This is a genomic window from Streptomyces sp. NBC_01808, from assembly GCF_035917395.1.
Classification (GTDB): Bacteria; Actinomycetota; Actinomycetes; order Streptomycetales; family Streptomycetaceae; genus Streptomyces.
In genome coordinates this window covers 71,557-88,589 of the sequence record NZ_CP109072.1, presented here as the reverse complement: position 1 = coordinate 88,589, position 17,033 = coordinate 71,557, and the positions used below count along the sequence as shown (strand labels likewise).

The 17,033-nt window shown below is 72.6% G+C and carries 13 protein-coding genes and 1 pseudogene; 8 read left to right on the top strand and 6 right to left on the bottom strand.

The features are described 5' to 3' along the window. Nucleotides 1-31 precede the first annotated feature (31 nt). Genes OG946_RS00415 through OG946_RS00405 form a run of 3 tightly spaced genes read left to right on the top strand, consistent with a single transcriptional unit; the run spans nt 32 to nt 4,130 of the window. The gene (locus OG946_RS00415) at nt 32-2,260 is read left to right on the top strand and encodes an alpha-N-acetylglucosaminidase (protein WP_326794141.1); all 2,229 of its coding nucleotides are present in this window, start codon (nt 32-34) and stop codon (nt 2,258-2,260) included. Then, a complete protein-coding gene (locus OG946_RS00410) occupies nt 2,257-3,159 on the top strand; it encodes an N-acetylmuramic acid 6-phosphate etherase (protein ID WP_326794140.1) in 903 nt (300 codons plus the stop codon). Before OG946_RS00415 ends, OG946_RS00410 begins: the two co-directional genes overlap by 4 nt. After that, on the top strand, nt 3,156-4,130 hold the full coding sequence (locus OG946_RS00405) for an N-acetylglucosamine kinase (RefSeq protein WP_326794139.1): 975 nt from the start codon (nt 3,156-3,158) through the stop codon (nt 4,128-4,130). Before OG946_RS00410 ends, OG946_RS00405 begins: the two co-directional genes overlap by 4 nt. 87 nt (nt 4,131-4,217) lie before the next feature. On the opposite strand, the gene OG946_RS00400 is transcribed toward OG946_RS00405, so the two are convergent. Together OG946_RS00400 and OG946_RS00395 are read right to left on the bottom strand one after the other, a co-directional pair. Next, nucleotides 4,218-6,587: an alkaline phosphatase D family protein gene (locus OG946_RS00400; RefSeq protein ID WP_326794138.1), complete on the bottom strand. Its 2,370-nt coding sequence runs from the start codon at nt 6,585-6,587 to the stop codon at nt 4,218-4,220. Nucleotides 6,588-6,615: 28 nt separating this feature from the next. Next, nucleotides 6,616-8,514 (bottom strand): sulfatase-like hydrolase/transferase, encoded by a 1,899-nt coding sequence (locus OG946_RS00395; RefSeq protein ID WP_326794137.1) that lies wholly within the window; start codon nt 8,512-8,514, stop codon nt 6,616-6,618. 397 nt (nt 8,515-8,911) lie between these two features. Between OG946_RS00395 and OG946_RS00390 the strand changes: the two genes are divergently transcribed. From OG946_RS00390 to OG946_RS00380, 3 genes and pseudogenes are all read left to right on the top strand, one after another. Then, a complete protein-coding gene (locus OG946_RS00390; RefSeq protein WP_326794136.1) occupies nt 8,912-10,318 on the top strand; it encodes an arylsulfatase in 1,407 nt (468 codons plus the stop codon). 1 nt (nt 10,319) lies between these two features. After that, a pseudogene (locus tag OG946_RS35990) lies at nt 10,320-10,688 on the top strand (SUMF1/EgtB/PvdO family nonheme iron enzyme); the annotation flags it as partial. Between the two features lie 22 nt (nt 10,689-10,710). Further along, nucleotides 10,711-10,950 carry a hypothetical protein gene (locus tag OG946_RS00380; RefSeq protein WP_326794135.1) on the top strand — a complete coding sequence of 80 codons (240 nt, stop codon included), beginning with the start codon at nt 10,711-10,713 and terminating at the stop codon, nt 10,948-10,950. On the opposite strand, the gene OG946_RS00375 is transcribed toward OG946_RS00380, so the two are convergent. Next, nucleotides 10,947-11,069 carry a hypothetical protein gene (locus OG946_RS00375; protein WP_326794134.1) on the bottom strand — a complete coding sequence of 41 codons (123 nt, stop codon included), beginning with the start codon at nt 11,067-11,069 and terminating at the stop codon, nt 10,947-10,949. The two genes, OG946_RS00380 and OG946_RS00375, sit on opposite strands and share 4 nt — an antisense overlap. A gap of 582 nt (nt 11,070-11,651) precedes the next feature. On the opposite strand from OG946_RS00375, the gene OG946_RS00370 reads away from it, so the two are divergent. Then, complete coding sequence (locus OG946_RS00370) at nt 11,652-12,788, top strand: SMI1/KNR4 family protein (protein WP_326800101.1); 1,137 nt, start codon at nt 11,652-11,654, stop codon at nt 12,786-12,788. Between the two features lie 183 nt (nt 12,789-12,971). Here the strand turns inward: OG946_RS00370 and OG946_RS00365 are convergent, their stop codons facing one another. Further along, nucleotides 12,972-13,814 (bottom strand): alpha/beta fold hydrolase, encoded by an 843-nt coding sequence (locus OG946_RS00365; protein WP_326794133.1) that lies wholly within the window; start codon nt 13,812-13,814, stop codon nt 12,972-12,974. A 496-nt stretch (nt 13,815-14,310) separates the two neighbouring features. Between OG946_RS00365 and OG946_RS00360 the strand changes: the two genes are divergently transcribed. After that, nucleotides 14,311-14,946 (top strand): dienelactone hydrolase family protein, encoded by a 636-nt coding sequence (locus OG946_RS00360; protein ID WP_326794132.1) that lies wholly within the window; start codon nt 14,311-14,313, stop codon nt 14,944-14,946. Between the two features lie 140 nt (nt 14,947-15,086). On the opposite strand, the gene OG946_RS00355 is transcribed toward OG946_RS00360, so the two are convergent. Then, the gene (locus OG946_RS00355) at nt 15,087-15,893 is read right to left on the bottom strand and encodes an alpha/beta hydrolase family protein (protein WP_326794131.1); all 807 of its coding nucleotides are present in this window, start codon (nt 15,891-15,893) and stop codon (nt 15,087-15,089) included. Nucleotides 15,894-16,527: 634 nt separating this feature from the next. Continuing rightward, a complete protein-coding gene (locus OG946_RS00350) occupies nt 16,528-16,920 on the bottom strand; it encodes a hypothetical protein (protein WP_326794130.1) in 393 nt (130 codons plus the stop codon). Nucleotides 16,921-17,033 lie beyond the last annotated feature (113 nt).

The following is a 17,033-nucleotide window of genomic DNA, read 5'->3' as shown; positions in this document are numbered from 1 at the left end:
CGTAACTAATTCATCAAGGGGTTGACGTGCGATGCCGACCGGAGACGGGGAGCGGGAGACGCCGGAGTGGGCGGTGGCCGTCCGCGGCCTCGCCGAGCGGGTCCTCGGCTCGCGGGCGGCCGATGCCGTCCATTTTGCGCCACTAGACTGGCAATTGCGGAGCTATGCGTACGAAGCGGTCGGCGGCGTGCTCACTGTCTCCGCGACGGACGGGGTGAGCGCGTCCGTCGGGCTTCACCATTACCTGCGGGATCGTTGCCGCCTGACCGTCGGCTGGGACACCGAGCTGCCGCTGCCCGTGACGTCCCTCCCGGACAGCCCGCGACGGCACGGCGAGGCGCGCGTGCAGGACGGCTACTACCTCAACTTCTGCACGTTCAGCTACACGATGCCCTACTGGGACTGGCCCGACTGGGAGCGCGAGATCGACTGGATGGCGCTCCACGGCATCACCATGCCGCTGGCCGTCACCGGCCACGAGGCCGCGCTGCACGCCGCCTACTCCCGCGCCGGCCTCGACGACCGTGCGATCCGCGACTTCCTCGGCGGGCCCGGCTACCTGCCGTTCCAGTACATGGGCTGCCTCGACGGCTTCGCGGGACCGCTGCCCGCCACCTGGATCACCCGTCACCGCGACCTCGGCGCCCGCATCCTCGACCGCGAGCGAGCCTTCGGCATGACGCCGGTGCTGCCCGCCTTCACCGGGCACGTCCCGCGGGCGATCGCCGCCTCGGCCCGCGCCCACCGCCGCGGCTGGCAGGGGTTCGACACCTGGGTGCTCGACCCGGCCGACCCGCTGTACACCAGGCTGTGCACCGAAGTCGCCCGCGCACAGGTCGAGTTGTACGGCACGAACCACCGGTACGCGGCCGATCCCTTCATCGAGATGCCACCCGTCGACGCCGACCCTGCCTTCCCCGGCGCGCTGGCGGACGCGACGCTCGCCGGGCTGCGCGCCGCCGACCCGGACGCGGTCTGGATCATGCAGGCCTGGCCGTTCTCGTACCAGCGGGACTTCTGGACCGGCGACCGCGTCGCCGCCTTCCTCGACGCCATCCCCGACGACCGGATGGTCGTAGCCGACCTGTGGGCCGAGCATGACCCGCAGTGGGAATGCCTCGACGGGTTCTCCGGCAAGCCCTGGCTGTGGTGCGCGCTGCTCAACTTCGGCGGCCGGACCGACCCGGTCGCCGACCTGCGCGGGGTGCCCGCCGCGGTGGACGCCGCACTGGCGGCGCCGCATCCGCCCGCGGGACTCGGCCTGGCCATGGAGGCCACCCGCAACAACCCCGTCTTCTTCGAGCTGACGGCCGACCAGCTCTGGCGCCGGACGGCCGATGTCGGCGCCTGGCTCGACGACTTCGTGGACCGGCGCTACGGCGGGCGCGGCGACACCGGCACCCTGCGGGCCGCCTGGCGGGGCCTGCTGGACACCGTCTACGACGCCCGGCGCCTGCGGATCTTCCCCGAGCAGTACAACGGCATCCTCACCGCCAGGCCGTCGTACGCGCCCGTGCACGGCGGGCTGCCGGAACTGCGCGCCGACGTCGCCCGCACCCTCTGGTACCGGCCGGCCGCGCTGGCGGCGGCCTGGGAGCGACTCGTCGAGGCTGCCGAGCGCGACCCCGGGCTGACCGCAGGACCACTGGGGCACGACCTCGTCGAGACGGGCATCGCGTTCATGGCCCGCGTCGCCGACCGGTACCACCTCGACGCCGTGGCGGAGTCCGTCCGCCGCGGCGCCGGCAGCGGACCGCACCTCGACCGGTTCCTGCGCGTCTTCGACGACCTGGACCGGATGCTCGCCTGCCGGCCCGAATACACCTTCCGGCACTGGGAGTCCAAAGCGCTGGCCTGGGCCGCGGGGCCCGCCGACGCCGACGTGCTGCGGGACAACGCCCGCCGCATCATCACGGTGTGGGGCGCCGCGGCCGGCGGGACCCTCGACGACTACGCAGGCAGGCACTGGAGCGGGCTCGTCGGCGGCTACTACCGCGACCGCTGGGCGCTGTGGACGCGCTTCCTCGACCGGGCCCTCGCCGAGCCCGGCGGCGTAGCCGCCGAGCACGAGCTGCAGGACGAACTGCGGCACCGCGCCGAGCAGTTCCTCCGCGAAGGACCGGCACCCCCGCCCGCGGACCTCGGCGACCTCGCCGCCGAGTCACGCCGGCTGTTCGCCGCCTACGCGAACCAGGCCGACGTGCTCGCCCAGCCGCCGACCGACGACAACCACGCCCACGACCGACGAGGAGCACGATGACCCCGGCCGTACCGCCCACAGAGCGCCGCAACCCGCGCACCACCGACATCGACAGCCTGCCCACCCCCGACGTGCTGCGGCGGCTGCACGACGAGGACGCCCGGGCCGTCACCTCCGTCGGCCCGGCCACCGCCGAACTCGCCCGGGCCGTCGACGAGACGCACCTGCGGCTCGGACGCGGCGGGACCGTGCACTACTTCGGCGCCGGCGCCTCGGGACGCCTCGCCGTGCTCGACGCCACCGAGATCACCCCCACGTTCGGCGCCCCGCGCGAGCTGTTCACCGCCCACTTCCCCGGCGGCCCCGCCGCCCTCGCCGACTCCTCCGTCGACCGCGAGGACGCCGAGGCGCTGGGCGCCGCCGACGCCGCCGCGCTCCGCGAGGCCGACGTGGCGATCGGCATCACGGCCTCCGGTTCCACCCCCTACGTCGCCGGCGCACTGCGCGCCGCCCGCGCCGCGGGCGCGCTTACGGTGCTGGTCACCTGCAACCCGCAGGCCCCGCTGCTCGATCCGGCCGACATCGGCGTCGTCGCCGACACCGGACCCGAGGCGCTGACCGGCTCCACCCGGCTCAAGGCGGGCACGGCCACCAAGGTGATCCTCAACTCGTTCTCGACCGCGCTGATGATCAAGTCGGGGCGTACGTACGGCAACCTCATGGTCGGCCTCGTCGCCACCAACGCCAAGCTCCGCGATCGCGCCGTCGCCCTGCTCGTCGCCGCCACCGGCGAGGACGAGGCGACCTGCCGCGCCGCGCTGGCCGAGGCCGACGGCCGGCTGCCGGAGGCACTCGTACGGCTGCTCACCGGCTGCCCGCCGGAGCAGGCGCACGCCGCGCTCGCCGGCCACCCCGGCGTTCGGGCGGCCGTCGCCGCGCTGAACGGGGACACCCGATGAGCGCAGACGGCTTCGCGGGCGTCGACGTCGGCGGCGGCGGGATCAGGGCACGGATCGAGTCCGGCGGCGGGCGCTCGTACGGGGAGGACGTGGCGCCCGTACCCCGGACGAACGGCCGGGTCGACCTCGACCAGCTCGCCGTGCGGATCGCCGGACTCGTCGGGAGCGCGGCGCACCCCGGGCCGCCCGTGGAGCGGCTCGCGGGCATGGCCGTCGGTATCACCGGGCTGCCGGGCCTGGTCGGCGACCCGGGCGAGCTGTGGCACACGCTGCGCGGGCGGTTCGGCCTCGGCGCGCTCGTCGTCGCGGGCGACGCGGTGACCACGCACGTCGGCGCCCTCGGGTTCGAGCCGGGCGTCGTCATCGCCGCCGGCACCGGCGTCATCACACTCGGCACCGACCTCGACGGCGTCTGGAACCAGACCGACGGCTGGGGCCACCTGCTCGGCGACCACGGCGGCGGCGCCTGGATCGGCCGGCAGGGCCTGCACGCGGCGCTGCGCGCGCACGACGGCCGGCCCGGCGGGTCGGCCGCCCTGCTGGAGCGCATGACGGCCCGCTTCGGCCACCCCCTGGACCTCGTCGCCCTCATCTACGAGGGGAACGCGGCGGCCCACCACCTCGCCTCGTTCGCCCCGTCGGTCGGCGACGCGGCACGCGCCGGGGACCTTGTCGCCGCCCGGATCTGGACCGAGGCCGGCCGCCACCTCGGCCAGTCCGCGGTAGCCGCCGCCACCGGGCTCGACCCGGTCTTCTCCTGGGGCGGCCGCCTCTTCGACGCCGCCGACCTGCTCATGGAGCCCTTCCGCGGCACCGTGCGCGCCCTGTTCCCCGACGCCCGCTTCACCCCGCCGCGCGGCACCTCCGCCGACGGTGCCCTGGCCCTGGCCCGGGCGGCGTCGGCGGGGACGCTGCGGCCGCACTTCCCGTACCTGTACGTCTTCTCCGCCGACCGGACGCCGGCGCGATGAAGCGCGGCCCGGATCGACGAGCACTGCGGAGCGGCGGCGTATGCCTGGGTGAAGCGGGTGCCTGGCTCCTTCGGTCTGTCGTGGCGTTCAGGCCTCGTCGAACGGCACGCGTACCGGCCAGCCGTCGAACTGCCGCGTCCGCGGGTCGCCCGGGTGGCCGTCCCAGGGCCAGGATTCGAGCGTGAACGCGCGCTGTGCGGGGTCCACCCGGACGATGCCGTAGCCCTCCCGCTTGAGGGCGCGGTCGCCGAGCCCCTGCCCGGTCGCGTAGCCCGCGCGGTAGTCCGCGAAGGACACCCTCGGGTTCGCGACGGCGAGGATGCGCAGTCTGTTGCCGAAGCCGTCGGTGAAGTCCCCGGTGTACGCCGTCTCCCCGCCGTTGCGCAGCGGGCCGGCCGGTTCGAACCAGCGCTGGAACGACGAGCTGCCCGCCGGGGAGGTGAACTGGACCGGGCCGTCGGTGAAGGTGTCGATGCCGTGCCGTACCAGGGAGCCCAGGTGCTGATCGCCGGAGAGCACCACCGCATGTGCGTCCGCCAGCAGCCGTACTGCTCGGTCGCGCCCGGTCTTCGGCCAGCCGTTGGAGTCCTCGTCCTGTCTCGGGGTGCCGGCCGGATCGGTCTGCAGGCAGGCCAGGGCGGTCTGGGTGAGAGCCACCTTCGGCAGGCCCGGGTGCATCGACTTCCAGGCGGCCAGGAAGTCCTCCTGGCGTCGTCCCAGCAGTTCGAGCCGGTCGGGCACGGGATCGCCGTCGTCCCGGTCGGCGTCGGTGTTCTTGAACTTGCGGTCCTCCAGCAGGGCGAACGAGACGCCCCCGTAGGCGAAGGCGCCGTAGTACACGCCGATTCCCTGCTCGACCGGGGTGGGGTCGTACGGGTCCGGGTCGTGGCCGCACTGCACCTTTTGCACCATGTTCACCCAGGCGGCGTCGTTGGCGTAGCCGCCCTTGTCCTGGTCGCGGCCGGGTGCCGGCGCACCTGCGTGTCCCCAGAGGTTGCCCTGGAAGACGTCGTGGTCGTCGACCAGCACGACGGTCGGGGTCCGCCGGGTCAGCTCCCGGAACGACCAGAGCCAGAGCAGGTACTTGTAGAGGAAGTCGAGTTCGGGGGCCGGCTGCTGGTCCTCGGCGGTGGGGCTGTTCTCGTAGAGCTGGTCGCCGAGGACGACGAGCAGGTCGGGGGCGTGCGCGGCCACGTGGGCAGCGAGGGGTGCGTAGGGGAAGTAGACGTTGCGGTCGGTGTGCAGGCCGAGCGGGTGTTCCCCGGCCAGCCGCGGGCTGCCGCTGCTCGCGGCGGTGAGCGAACGGTGCGCCGCCTTGACGCAGTTGAGCGTGCCGATGACCAGCTCCCGCCCGCGCGGTTCTGCGGGGATGATCCCGCGGTACTCGGCCCGCGGCGCGGAGCCGTACACCACGCGGTACTCCCACTCCCGCGTCGCGTCCCAGTCGTCGACCCGCAGCAACGCGGCGTACCCGGCCCCGGCCTCGGTCCGTGCCACCTCCCGCCAGGGCTTGCCGCCCCCGCGGCGGATCTCCAGTTTCACCTCGCGCGGCTCGCCGGCGCTCAGCGGGACGAGTTGAGCGGTGAGCTTCAGCACGGAGGCGGAGACGGAGAAGAGGGTGCCGACGATCGGCCCCAGCGCGCGGCCGGGGTGGGCGGAGACACCCGGGCCGGTCGCGCGCAGGTCGCCGAACCAGAATCGCGCCCCCTGGGCCGGCCGGTCGTCCGACTCGACCAGCGAGAAGCCACCGCGCACGTGCTCGGGTGCCACCCCGTCCAGCGTGGCGGAGGAGAGCACGGCGCCGGTACGCGCGTCCTGTGCGGTGAGCAGCAGCCGCAGGCCGCCGCCGGCCGACGGCTTCGCGTCCAGGACCAGCTCGACGTCCTCGTCCGGGGTCCGCGGCCCCGCGGTGTGCGTCTCGGCCGCGGCGGGCAGCACCGCGAAGGCGAAGGGCGCGGACTCGTCGGTGTGCTCGCGGAAGGCCACCCGCCCGTCCGAGCCGTAGACGGCCAGCAGTCCGCCGCCCTCGCCGGAGGGGCCCTGGACCAGGGACGCGGCGCGCGGGTCCGGCGTGCCTGCGGAGGTGCCGACGAGGAAGCCGGAGAAGCCGGGGCCCGGGGCGAGTGTTCCGGTACGTACCCGCAGCCGCACCGGCCGGTCGCCGGTCAGTTCCCTGGTGAGCACCGCGACCGTACGCAGCCGGTGCGGTCCCGGCGGCGCGACGCTCTCGATGCGCCCGTCGGCCAGTTGCCAGTCCTGCAGGCGGTTGGCCCAGAAGTCCGGCCCCAGCCACGGCCGGCGCACGCCGACCGGCAGCAGGCCGACCGCCCCGGTCGTCCCGCGTGGTGCGGCGTCCGCGGCGGAGCCCAGGGCCGGTGTGAGGGTCAGCGCACCCGTCGCGCCGGTGGCGGCCAGGAGGGTACGCCGGGTCGGATGCCGATCCTGCTGCTGGGTCATGTCTGTACTCCTGCCTCGTGCCGGGCGGCTAGTGGATGTCGGGCTGCTCGCCGCGGAGGACGGCGGCGGTGTGGGCGGCCTTGGTCCTGACCTGTCCATCGGTGTCCTGGATGGCTGCCTGCTCGATGCGGGGCAGTACGGGCCGGGCCCGGCCGCCGATGTTCCGCAGGGCGCCGACCGCCTGGAGCCGTACCCGGTGGTGGCCGTGATGCGCCAGGATGTCGGCGAGCCACGGCACGCTGTGCTCGGTGTGTCCGGCCCTGGCGAGGGCTTCGGCAGCGGCGATGCGCACGTGCACGGACGGGTCGTGGGCGAGGAGGTGGTCGAGTGTGTCCGCCGCCGGTTCCGCTCCCTCGTCGAGCATCACGGCGCCGAGGGCGCCCCAGTAGCGCACGACCTCGTTGCCGTGCCGCATCGCCGTGACGAGCCGGGGGAGGTTCTCCGGTGCCCGCCGGATGGCGGTGCCGGCGACGGCGAGCACCTCGGGCAGGGGGTAGGCGCCGGGGGCGCGGCTGGCGTCGTAGCCTTCGAGCGGCGATCCCTCGGGGATGAAGCCGTTGTCGTGGGTTTCCAGCAGGTGGGCGTCCAGGGCCCGGCGCAGCCGGCCGCGGACCGCGCGCAGGGCGGGGTCGTCGATGAGGTTGTGTACCTCGTCGGGGTCTTTCGCGAGGTCGTAGAGTTCCTCGGCGGGTTTCTGCCGCCAGAAGCGGGACTGCGTCTCGTCCAGTTCGCCTCCGACGTAGAGGTCCTGCCATTCCCGGTAGCCGGCCTGGCGCCAGCCGTACACGACGTGCTGGCCGTAGACGAGGTGGGGCAGGTAGTTGCGTATGTAGCGGTAACGGCGATCGCGAACGGTGCGCTGCATGTCGTACGTCTCGTCCATCCGCCCGCGCTGGGAGAAGGCGTACTGACGGGGACGCCCCCGGCGGCCGGCGAAGGGAGCGCCGCGCATGTGGGCCGGGGGTTCGAGGCCCGCGAGGCGCAGGGTCGTGGGCGGCAGGTCGATGGCGCTGACCGGATGGCGCACCACCGAACCGGGCTCGTCCGGGGCGAGATGGGCCCAGTTCCTGCCGAACCGGACGATCAGCGGGGTGTGCAGGCCGCTGTCGTAGCAGTAGCGCTTGCTACGCGGCAGCACCCCGCCGTTGTCGGAGTAGTAGAAGACGATCGTGTCGTCGGCGAGCCCGGCCGCTTCCAGTTCGTCCAGCCGGGCGGCGATCTGCGCGTCCATCGTGCTCATCCGGTCGTAGTAGTGAGCGCGGTCCTTGCGCAGCGTGGGCGTGTCCGGGTGGTAGGCGGGAAGCCGGACCGACTCCGGCGGCGTAACCGGTGTCCAGTCGCCGAACATGCTGGACTCGTGGGTCGACTCGTGGTTGAACACCGCGAAGAACGGCGCTCCCGCGGGCCGCCGGTTCCAGTGCGCCCTGTTGCCCGAGGCGTCCCAGACCGCGGCCGGGTCGAACGGGCCGTTGTAGTCGGTCTTGGCGTTGTTGGTGCAGTAGTAGCCGGCCTCGCGCAGATAGGCGGGGAAGCCGCGGAGCCAGTGCGGTGTCCGCGCCTCGGCCCGGTGGTGCTGGCCCGGCCCGCACTCCTGCGGGTAGACGCCGGTGAGCAGGGCGAACCTCGACGGTGCGCACACCGGGGCGACGGAGAACACGTTCTCGTAGCGCACGCCGTCCGACGCGAGCGCGTCGAGGGTGGGTGTGCGGGCCACCGGGTCGCCGTAGGCGCCGATGAACGGGTTGTTGTCCTCGCTGACGAGCCACAGGATGTTCGGTCTGCGCGGAGCGGTCCCGGCGGCGGCGCCGGACGGGGACAGAGCCAGGCCCCCGGCCCCGGCGACCGCCGCACCGGCCGACAGGAACCGCCGCCGGGCCATCCCCTCGTCCTCTCCTGCCCGGGCGGCTGGAGGCGTGGTCGTCGACATGCGGGCACATCCCATCTGGGGGTCGGGGCGGGTGTGGTGTCGGTCGGTGTACGCGCCGCGGACACCGGGTGCGAGGCGTTCCGGGTCGGTAGGGCTCCCGGGCAGCAACGGCCGGCCGCGGCGGGTTACGCCTGTCCCAGCGGTCGCCGGGCGGCGGACGTCATGGCGGTCATCTGATCACGCGTTCGAGCGATTGCCGAGGCCGGCGGTCAGGCTGAAACATGATCGCCATGTTCGGGAACAGGGGCGGCGAACAGGCCGTGCCGGTGCGGGACATGCCTCCTGGCGCCGCCCAGTGGCGCGGAAACAGGCCGCTGGGCGGCCCTACCGTGGACATCGCATTGCAGGGTCATGTCATCCATGGCCCTGGCGGCCGACCGCGTGATCCCATCCGTGCATGACACACGGATCACCTTTCCCGTACCGGCCGGGCGTCTCCCGCCGGGGCTTCCTCGGAGGCGTCGCCGCCGCGTCACTGGCGGCAGCCGCCGCCGTGCCCGGCGCTGCCGCGGCGGGCGCCGGGCACCGAGACGGGGGCCGCCGGCCGAACATCGTGCTCATCGTCCTCGACGACCTCGGCCAGGGGGAACTCGGCTGCTACGGCCAGCGCCGGATCCGTACCCCGGTGCTGGACGGGCTGGCCGCGGAAGGCATCCGGTTCACCGACGCGTACGCGAATCCCTCCTGCGCGCCGACCCGGGCATCGCTGCTGACCGGCCTGCACACCGGCCACGCCTCGGTGAAGTCCAACGCCGACGCCGGGACGGGGCTGTCGGCACAGGACGTCACGGTGGCCGAGGTGCTGCGCTCCGCCGGCTACACCACCGGCCTCGTCGGCAAGTGGGGCCTCGGCCCGGAGGCCGGCGGCAACCCCAGCCATCCGAACAGCCAGGGCTTCGACCACTTCTTCGGCTACATCAACCAGCGGCACGCGCACGACTACTGGCCGACGTATCTGTGGCGCGACGGCGAGCGCGTGTCCTACCCGGAGAACGACGGCGCGGACGTCACGTACGCCATCGACCTGTTCACCCAGGAGGCGCTGGAGTTCCTCGACCGCAGCAGGGACGAGCCGTTCTTCCTGCACCTGAACTACACCACCCCGCACGCCCCCAACGAGATCCCCGACGACGCGCCGTACACGGACGAGGACTGGCCGGAGGGCGAGCGCAATCACGCCGCCCAGATCACCTACACCGACGGCGAGATCGGCAAGGTGCTGGCCCGGCTCGCGCAACTCGGCCTGGCGGACGACACCCTGGTCCTGGTCACCAGCGACAACGGCCCGCACGCCGCCGGACACAACATGGGTCACGTGGGCAGCACGCTGCCGCACGACCCGGAGTTCTTCGACAGCAACGGCCCTCTGCGCGGTATCAAGTTCACCGTCTACGAAGGCGGCATCAGGGTGCCGCTCATCGTCCGGCTGCCGGCGGCGCTGCGGGCCGCGGGCGGCCCGGCGCCCGGCTCGGTGCTGCACGACCCGGTCGCCGTCTGGGACCACCTGCCCACGCTGGCGGAGGTCGGCGGTGCCGCCGCGCCGGAGGGGCTGGACGGCGTGTCGTTCGTGCCTGCGCTGACCGGCCGCAGGCAGCCCCGGCACCCCTACCTGTACTGGGAGGCCGACGGGGCCGACGAGGCGGTGCGCTTCGGCAGATGGAAGGGCGTACGCCCCGAGGACGGACCGGTCGAACTGTACGACCTGCGCGCCGATCCGGGCGAGCAGAACGACGTCGCCGCCGCCCGCCCGTGGCTGGTCCGCAAGGCTGAGCGGCTGCTGGCCGACGCCGTCGCGGAGCGCTGACGTGCACTGCTGCGCCCCGGCGACCTCGGTGACCTCGGCATCGGGGGAGGTGCTGCTGCCGGTCCCGGTCGTCGCGCCGCCGCCGGCGGCCGGCCCGTTCCGGCCGGCCGCCGCCGACCGCCACACCCGCGGGCAGCTCTCGCTGCCAGGCGACACATTCGCCATGGGCGACGCCTTCGGTGAGGGCTACCCGGAGGACGGCGAGGGCCCCGTGCACGACGTGCACCTGGATCCGTTCCGGATCGACGCCACCGCCGTCACCAATGCCGCCTTCGCCGGTTTCGTCAAGGCCACCGGCTACGTCACCGACGCCGAGCGCCTCGGCATGTCTGCCGTCTTCCACCTCACCGTGCAGGCCGACCCCCGCGACCCAGGACCTCAACTACGGCGAGTTGGACGGTAAGGGGCCCGGGCGTGAGGAGGCCGCCGAGCAGGCGCTGGAGGACAACAGCGGCTGGCTGCGGCTGCGTACGACGGAGTTCCGCAGCACGGTTATGTCCGGGCCCGAGGCCGGTGCGGGAGTCTTCGAGGTCACCAACGTGCTCGGGCAGCACCCGGTGTGCATGCGGGTGGCCAGCGAAGTGCCGGGCCCCAGCTTTGCCGCCCGCTACAGCCTCGGCCGCTGCAGCTAGTCCACGTCGATGCTGAGGCGCATGTTCGGATCCTGTACGGCGCGGGTTTCGGCTGCGTCACCGTCCCCGTTCAGCGGCACGGCCTCGGCGGTGGTCAGCGGTGTGGCCTCGACCAGCATGCGTTCGATGGTTTCGATGCGCCGGGCGTATTCGTCGAAGGCGGCCTGCTGCTGCTCGGCGGTGCCCCGGAGATGTCCACGGTGCCGAACCGCGCGCGAACGCGCATCGGCGCAGCGTGCACGACTGCGTTGAGCACCTGGTCGTACCTGAGGGCATATCTGAGGCCGCGGCCACGGCCCAGCACTGCTCGCGAACTCCTGCGCCCCTCCTCCCACGACGACTGATCGCCAGTCGCATCTCTCACTCCCGGGCAACACCGGACGGCTGAGGGCGTTGTCGGTGGCGGACGACATAATCTGCACCAACCTGATCACCGAACCGGCCGGAGGTCCCTGTTGTCCTCGCTGCATGATTTCGCCACCTGGGGGCCCTTGCTACGGCTCCTGCGGACAGCCCACGCGGAGACTCTCGCGGCGCCTGGCGGCTACGTGGCGGGGAGTATCGGCCGGGGCTCGTGGAGCGTGCCCCTGCCGCAGCGGCGCCCGCAGGCGGGACGTGCCCTGCTGGTGTCGGACATGCAGGAGGAGTTCGATGCAATCGAGCGGGTGTAGAACGCGCTCACCGCGGCAGGAGTTGACCACATCGCGTTCACCGTGGAGATCCTGCCGAGTGGGAAGGCTGTGCTTCATCTGTTCGATCCCAGCCCCGCTGCGGAGCCCGGTCTCGGGAACGCTCACCCGGGGGCGCTGCTCCTGGCCGAGGGGGCGTTGCCCGAGCCGTGGCGCCGTCTGCCCGAAGCCGTGCCCGGGGCGCGGCCGGCACCGTCCGTGGATGTGGCGCTGCTGGAACGGACGCTGCGTGAGCGGATACCCGAGGCGATCGGCGCCACCGAGGCTGAGATCGCCGCTGCGGAGGCCCGATTGGGAGTGGCACTGCCCGACGAGATCAAGGTGCTGTACCGGGTGACTCGTGCGCGGTGGGCGGACTGGGGCGGGGACCTTGAGACGGCGCAGCGCGTCTTCGACGCGGTCGGCTTCGAGCTGGACTCCCTGGACGATATCTCCATCGCCGATAGATCGTGCCGTCCGTTCCGTTGGGAGCATGCGTCGATGGAGGCGGCTGTCACGCGGCCGGACGCTGCCGTGCAGGACTTGGTCGGCTCGCCCGGATGGATCGTCATCGGCGACACCGGCGGCGGGGATCAGGTGGCCGTCGATCTGACGCCGGGCCCGTGCGGCCACACCGGGCAGATCATCGTGCTCGACCACGAGCAGAGCGTCGGTGCCGGGCTGTTCGCCGAGTCCCTCACCGACCTGGTCCAGGATCCGGAACGGGACTGGTATTCCGGGCGTCAACGCGACGACCTTCCCCACGTGGCGTGGGTCAACCACGCGCGCGTCAGGAGCATCGGGGCCGCGGCCCGTCCCGAACTGGAGGCGCTGAGCCTCGGCGTCTGGGACGGCGAGCCGTTCAGTCTGGCACCCGTTGTCGGGCTGCCACGCCTGCGTACCCTCTCCTGCTACCCCGGGACCCTCGCCGACCCACTGGAGATCGCCGGGCTGACAGGGCTGGAGTTCCTGGAACTCGCGCCGGAGGACTGGCGCGTCCTGCTCGACGCCCATGCTGTCCCGCGCAGCCTGTCGGCCGCCGCCATCAGGGCGTACGGCGACCGGGATCCGCGCGCGATCGTCGCTCTGGCGAACGAGATCCTCGCTCTCTGGGATCGCCCCCCGATCTCCGAGACCATTGTCGACGGCGACCTCGGCCCCCTGCCGTAGCGACGGACAGGTCCCCGCTCCGTGTCCGGGGCGGCGGGCCAGCCGTGACGGCCCGCCATCGGCGCACCCTCAACAGGAACGGCAACTGGAGCAGCCGATCCAAGGAGGGCGCTGGAAGCCGAGTTCTGCGACGGAGACCTGCGACCGTGAAGGACGATCGCCGTTCCGGGCGCGTACCGGCAGTCAGGGCAGGGACGTGAGGAAGGTGAGGAGGGTGGTGGCGAGTTCGGCAGGGGCGTCGAGCGGGGCCAGGTGGCCGGCGTCCGCGAGGGTGTGCAGCCGGGCGCCGGGGATGAGCGCGGCGAGTTCGTGGCCGCGGGGGAGCGGCACCCAGCTCGTGTCGTCTTCGCCCCAGCAGATCAGCACCGGTATGTCGATCGCTGGATAGCGGTGCTGCATGGCGTCCGTGTAGCGCCGGTCGTCCAGGCGCTGGGTGAGCTGGCGGTAGAAGGCCGCGCGGCCTGCTTCACCGAGCCAAGGGCCGACCAGCCTGTCGAGGTCGGCCGGGTGGAGGCCGGGGCTGCTGGCGGACTGCACGTACTCGCGCACCACCGCTTCGTGCACCGGGAGCGGGAGCCGGGCGAAGACCTCGGCGTGCTCGCCGACCAGGGCGGAGAACGGGCTGCCCCAGGGCGGCAGTGAGACGGCGTCGACCAGGGCGAGGGCCCGGTAGCGGGCGCCGCGCAGCAGATGAGCCCCGAGGGCGACAGCCCCGCCGGAGTCGTGCGCGGCCACCAGGGGACGGGTCAGCCGCCAGTGGTCGACGAGGTCGGTGAAGACCCCGCTCATCGCGTCCAGGGAGAGGTCCTGGCCCACGGTCGCCTCCGAGGTGCCGTAGCCGGGCATGTCCCAGACGTAGACCTGGTAGCGGTTGGCCAGCGCCCGGGCGACGGGCCGCCAGACGTACGACGAGAACGGTGTGCCGTGCAGCAGTACCAGCGGCTCCGCATCCGGGGCGCCGAGCCGGTCCCACCGGACGACGCCGGAGGTGCTCTCGAAGGTGTGGGCCAGGTGCCAATCCGTCATGCGGTCCACTGCAGATACGAGAAGGCCGGGGCCGGCCGAGGGCGGCCGGGCCGTACGCGGGCCGATCCAGGCCCGGCGCCGAGGTGATGGCCCCCGTCTGCAACGGCTCGTACGCCCGTGCCGCCGCCCTGGCCACACCCTGGGCCGGTGCCGCTGGCTGGAGCGCTCCAGCCTGACCGTCGCGACCGCGGTCGTTGGCGCGAGATACCTCGCCGCCGGGGGCGTCAACACTTCCCGGCGTGGCAGACCCGCGTCGGCCGTCTCTTCACCGGCCCCTGCCCGTACCTGGCCGATGAACTCCTCGTGCCGCATTCATCGCCATCGCTCGGGAGCGTGCGCAACGGCCGAGGGTTTCCCAGCAGAGCCGCGAGGCTGAACCTCTCCCACGTCCCAGCGACGCGCCGTACGGCGTTTTCGGGCGTGCTCCTGGTTTTGCCCCATCCTTGTCTTGGACCGACCCTCAGCTACACCGTCCCAGAGAAGCCGGGAGGCGACCATGCCCGTCGAGAGCGTGACCCTCCGGATCGCCGGCACGCAGCTCAACGGCGACCTCGCGATGCCCGATGACGCCGCGGGCCTGGTGCTGTTCGCCCACGGCAGCGGCAGTTCGCGGCACAGCCCGCGCAACCAGGCCGTCGCCGCCCAGTTGAACGACCGCGGTTTCGGCACCCTGCTCCTGGATCTGCTCACGCCGGCCGAGGACCAGACCGATGCGGTCACCCGCGAGCACCGCTTCGACATCACCCTGCTGGCTCGCCGGCTCAGCGGCGCTGCCGACTGGCTCGCGGCCCGCGCCACCGATCTTCCCATCGGGCTCTTCGGCGCCAGCACCGGCGCCGCGGCGGCCCTGATCACCGCGGCCGAGCGCCCCGAGCTTGTACGTGCCGTGGTCTCCCGCGGCGGCCGCCCCGATCTCGCGGGCGGCGCGCTCGCCGACGTACGCGCACCAGTGCTGCTGCTCGTCGGCGGCCGGGACGACGCCGTGATCAAGCTCAACGAGGATGCCGCGCAGCAGCTCACCGCACCGCACGAACTGCGGGTGATCCCGGGCGCGACGCACCTGTTCCCGGAGCCGGGAGCGCTGGAGGAGGTCGGCGACGCGGCGGCGGACTGGTTCACGCGGATGGCCTAGGCCGACTGAGCACACCCCGCGGCCCGCGGTGGCGTGCGGCGAAGGCAGGCGCTGCGGCCACACCCATCGGCCCAACCGCGGTCAGGCAGGCGGTGAGCCTCGGGGCCGCCGCTCACCGCGGCGTGACGTGAACCCCGTGATCAGTCTTCCGGGCCAGCATCCGTGAGGTGACCTCGGAACCATGTGGTCAGGCCGGCATCCACCTCGCGAGCCAGGGGGAGCTGTGGCGCCGGTTCGATGCCGGGCTCGTCGGCGAGGGGATGCGCCAGGCCAGGAATCGGCAGCAGTTCGGACCGCTTCCCTACCGCCTCGACGAGGTCCAACGCGTCGGCACGCAGCGCCGGGTGATCCAGCTCGCCGCTGACGACCAGCAGCGGTGCACGACCGGCGATGGCACCCGCCTTGGCGACGAAGTCCAGGCTGTCGGCGGCCTTCTCGGATGCGTCGTCATACAGGTAGTCGCCCGGGAACAGGGCCACGACGGACCGCATCCGGATGGCGGCGTTCACGACGGCACCGGCGAAGACTGGAATCTCGGTGTCGGCGAGGATCCGCAGCGCGACGGCCCCGCCCAGCGAGCCACCGAGCACGCCGATCGGGCCGTCATCGACGGGCAGTTGGGCACGGATGGACGCCAGCGCGGCCGGGAACTCCTCGGTCGCCTGCCTGACGAACGGGAACAGAGCGGCCATCAGGATGTCTTCGCGGAGAAGCTCAAGACCGGCGTCCATGCTGCCGTCGACCATGCGTGCCCCGCACATCGGCATACCGAGGTGCACCCGCCAGGCAGGCAGGTCGTTCATCGGCAACGCGGCGGCGAACGCTGCGTTCGACCTCGGCGCGTCCAGCATGTGCCAGGTGACGATCAATGGCGCCGGGCCGCCGCTGATCGGTGGCAGGGCGGTGAACGGCACGCCTGCGGCGGTGCCCGTGATCGGTGGATGCATGCGGCTACGGTAGGTCGACCGCCGGGTACCAGGAATCGCTTACGCCACCAGCAGAGCGCCCATCACCCGCGTTCATCGCCCGAGCCCGGGCGCCCGCGCGAACCCGTTCGCTATCGGGGACGACGGTGACTCCACCCTCATCGGATCCACACCGACGAGAGCGTCCCCGCCACCCTCACCACTTTCGACGATGACGCCACCGGCCCCGTCAACCCCGGCACCGGCCAACCGCTTCCCTCAACCAGGTCAGCAGGATGACCAGACCAGGCAGAGTCATGAAGACGAGGAACGACATGCCCTCAGTATCCAGCCCGCGCCGCTTTCCGCCCCATCCAGCGGCTGGGCCCCGCTGGTTCCGGACCAGCGGGCATACGGATGACGGCGGAGATGCGACGGGCGGCCGGGGCGGACAAACTGGCCTTCGGTGGCGCGGCCGCAGCTTCAGCGGCGACTGGGGTACTGGCGGGACCCTGGAACTCGAGCCTGTGAAGCCGGACCTGGTCCTGAGGTCGCGGCGGGCACCGCGGTCGATCCACTACCGGCCACCAGGTTCGCGTCCTGCGGCTGCGTGACGACGTGCGGCCCGGGCAGGTGTCGCGCGTCGCCGGCGGATAGTGAGCGCCCCGGACGAACCTCATCCGGGGCCTGAGGTTCCCGGGCTCAGAGTGCCGTCCCACCGAATCACCGGACTGATGGCGGCAAGGCTTCCCATGACGCGGGTCATCTCACGTCCTCTGAGTTTCGGCAGCCCAAGCGCTCTCCAGGGGCTGACATCCAGGCTCATCCAAACGGCCCGGTTCCTATTGTCGAGCAGCACCACGAGACAGCGCACGTCCGCAGACATCAGGCGTACGTCGGGCACCGGGACCAGGTAGCAGCGCTCATACTCGCTCCGTTCCGCGAGCCAGGTGCGCTTGCCCTCGTGGGCGAGCCCGGTCTCGGCGGCAACGGCCATGAGCTGATCGGCCGATCGGCGGGAGAGCCGGCGCACGTGACGGTTCGCCAGGCTCGACGCGATTCCCCGCATGTGCCAACACCTGCCTGACTCCACACGTGGAAGCTGGAAGGAAGTATTGCAGCACCGTACCCAACGCCGGACGGCCGTAGCCCCCAACTCGATTCAACAAAGCTGCAGTTGGT

What these genes read in the sequence shown, in the direction of transcription:
- OG946_RS00415 (WP_326794141.1), top strand. Translation starts at nt 32, where the DNA reads ATGCCGACCGGAGACGGGGAGCGGGAGACGCCGGAGTGGGCGGTGGCC.
- OG946_RS00410 (WP_326794140.1), top strand. Translation starts at nt 2,257, where the DNA reads ATGACCCCGGCCGTACCGCCCACAGAGCGCCGCAACCCGCGCACCACC.
- OG946_RS00405 (WP_326794139.1), top strand. Translation starts at nt 3,156, where the DNA reads ATGAGCGCAGACGGCTTCGCGGGCGTCGACGTCGGCGGCGGCGGGATC.
- OG946_RS00400 (WP_326794138.1), bottom strand. Translation starts at nt 6,587, where the DNA reads ATGACCCAGCAGCAGGATCGGCATCCGACCCGGCGTACCCTCCTGGCC.
- OG946_RS00395 (WP_326794137.1), bottom strand. Translation starts at nt 8,514, where the DNA reads ATGTCGACGACCACGCCTCCAGCCGCCCGGGCAGGAGAGGACGAGGGG.
- OG946_RS00390 (WP_326794136.1), top strand. Translation starts at nt 8,912, where the DNA reads ATGACACACGGATCACCTTTCCCGTACCGGCCGGGCGTCTCCCGCCGG.
- OG946_RS00375 (WP_326794134.1), bottom strand. Translation starts at nt 11,069, where the DNA reads ATGCTGGTCGAGGCCACACCGCTGACCACCGCCGAGGCCGTGCCGCTG.
- OG946_RS00365 (WP_326794133.1), bottom strand. Translation starts at nt 13,814, where the DNA reads ATGACGGATTGGCACCTGGCCCACACCTTCGAGAGCACCTCCGGCGTC.
- OG946_RS00360 (WP_326794132.1), top strand. Translation starts at nt 14,311, where the DNA reads ATGCCCGTCGAGAGCGTGACCCTCCGGATCGCCGGCACGCAGCTCAAC.
- OG946_RS00355 (WP_326794131.1), bottom strand. Translation starts at nt 15,893, where the DNA reads ATGCATCCACCGATCACGGGCACCGCCGCAGGCGTGCCGTTCACCGCC.
- OG946_RS00350 (WP_326794130.1), bottom strand. Translation starts at nt 16,920, where the DNA reads ATGCGGGGAATCGCGTCGAGCCTGGCGAACCGTCACGTGCGCCGGCTC.